The organism is Streptomyces canarius, from assembly GCF_014650735.1.
Taxonomy (GTDB): domain Bacteria; phylum Actinomycetota; class Actinomycetes; order Streptomycetales; family Streptomycetaceae; genus Streptomyces; species Streptomyces olivaceoviridis.
This window is the reverse complement of sequence record NZ_BMVN01000179.1, coordinates 1-1,232: the sequence shown is the minus strand read 5'-3', so window position 1 is coordinate 1,232 and position 1,232 is coordinate 1. Positions and strand designations below refer to the sequence as shown.

The following is a 1,232-nucleotide window of genomic DNA, read 5'->3' as shown; positions in this document are numbered from 1 at the left end:
GGCGGGGGGAAGCTGACACGGAGGAGGTGTCCGTGGGGGCTGCTCCGTGCCGTGGGCCGGGTGAGTGCAGCACGGACGGGAGAGCCAGGCACAGGGCTGCCGCGGTGCAGGCCGCGGTCGCGCCCAGGGCGTGCCGGCGGTGGCGGCGCCGGTCGGCGCGTCGGCGGATCTCCGCGGCGGGCAGGGTCGGTGCCGGCATCTGCGTGCCGAGCAGCCGCAGCCGGTCGCCCAGGGTGTCGTGGAGGGGATCAGACATGGAGTCGTCCTTCCTCGTTGATCGGGGGCTGGTCGCCGAGCCGGGCCGCCAGCGCGGTCCGCCCGCGGGCGAGGCGGCTCTTGACGGCACTGACGCTGGCGCCGGTCTCGGCCGCGACCTGCTCGATGGAAAGGTCGCACATGTGGTGCAGGACCACGGCGCTGCGCTGCGCCTCGGGCAGGTCGCGGAGCGCGATGACCAGCATCAAGTACTCCTCAGTGGGCGGCTCGACGGTGCGGGGTTCATGGTGGTGGCGTCCGGCCAGATGCAGACCCCGGGCCAGACGTCGCCAACGTGAGATGGCCAGCCGCCGGGCGGTGGTCCGGATCCAGGCTTCCGCGGCATCGTCGGGGTCGAACGTGCGCCTTCGGTCCCACGCGCGGATGAAGGCCTCCTGGACCACGTCCTGTGCTTCGGACCAGTCGCTGGTCATCGCGTAGAGCTGCCCGGTCAGGCGGGAGAAGGACGCTGCGTAGAACGCGTCGAACTCCTGTGGCGTCATCAACGGCTTCTCTCCTGGTGCTGTCGATCGGCTCGCATCACAGGCGGTTCGCCGGGAAGCACTCCTCGACCACGGCGGTGGAGCCGTGCCTCCCGGGCGGAGCCTCGCGCCGCTCAAGCCTGTACGCACGAGCGCCGTCCCCAGGTCGCGCCCACGTCCTGTGACATGGACCACGTGTCCGGAGTGCGACCGCACGGGCACCGAGGGGCGTACAGGGGTGCGGGCATCAACCGGACGCCCGCAGGAAAGGACACTGATTCATGCGTATTCGCCCGATCATGCTCATCGCGGCCACCGCCACAGCCATCGCGACGGCGGGGGGAGTGGCCAGCGCTGCGACCGGCACCCCCCAGCCCACCGCCACGGCTCACGGCAAGCCGTCCGGTGAGCCCGCCGCCAAGGTTCACGGCACCGGCTCGGCCGGCGCCTCGGTGGTCTCCGGTACCGGTGTCTCCGGGAACCGCGTGACCGCCA

At 72.1% G+C, this 1,232-nt stretch carries 2 protein-coding genes and 1 pseudogene; 1 reads left to right on the top strand and 2 read right to left on the bottom strand.

The window, feature by feature from the left end; all coding sequences use genetic code 11:
• Window positions 1–256: hypothetical protein (locus IE294_RS46705; protein ID WP_373315976.1), on the bottom strand; the 256-nt coding region annotated here is incomplete at its 3' end.
• The gene (locus tag IE294_RS46700) at window positions 249–758 is read right to left on the bottom strand and encodes a SigE family RNA polymerase sigma factor (RefSeq protein ID WP_189895385.1); all 510 of its coding nucleotides are present in this window, start codon (window positions 756–758) and stop codon (window positions 249–251) included. The genes IE294_RS46705 and IE294_RS46700, both read right to left, overlap by 8 nt.
• Before the next feature lie 260 nt (window positions 759–1,018).
• On the opposite strand from IE294_RS46700, the pseudogene IE294_RS46695 reads away from it, so the two are divergent.
• Window positions 1,019–1,232: pseudogene (locus tag IE294_RS46695) on the top strand (hypothetical protein); the annotation flags it as partial.